Origin of the sequence: Aeromonas sp. EERV15 (assembly GCF_900079845.1) — a bacterium.
Taxonomy (GTDB): domain Bacteria; phylum Pseudomonadota; class Gammaproteobacteria; order Enterobacterales; family Aeromonadaceae; genus Aeromonas; species Aeromonas sobria.
Genome location: NZ_FKKY02000177.1, coordinates 1 through 433, shown reverse-complemented (window position 1 = coordinate 433; position 433 = coordinate 1). Strand labels below are relative to the sequence as shown.

The window sequence follows — 433 nt, the reverse complement described above, 5'->3', positions numbered from 1 at the left end:
GATGAGGTGGTCGAAGCGATGCTGATCACCCTCGCCGCACGGGGTCATGCCCTCCTCGTCGGGGTGCCAGGACTGGCGAAGACGCTGCTGGTCTCTTCGCTGGCGAAGGCGCTGGACCTCAGCTTCGGACGTGTGCAGTTCACACCTGACCTGCTGCCAGCCGACATCACTGGGACCGACGTCCTCCACGAGCAACACGGCACAAGGAGCCTCCGCTTCCAGCCCGGCCCCATCTTTCACAACCTGGTGCTCGCGGACGAGGTGAACAGGACGCCGCCGAAGACACAGGCCGCTTTGCTCGAGGCGATGCAAGAGCGCAAGGTCACTGTAGGGACGACGACGCATTCCCTGCCCGATCCTTTTCAGGTCTTCGCCACACGAAATCCAATCGAGCAGGAGGGCACGTATCCTCTCCCCGAAGCCCAGCTCGATC

Annotated in this window: 1 protein-coding gene; it reads left to right on the top strand. The window is 63.3% G+C overall.

What is annotated here, in order from left to right:
• On the top strand, positions 1-433 hold a 433-nt coding region (locus BN4575_RS23030), incomplete at both ends, for an AAA family ATPase (RefSeq protein WP_176716478.1).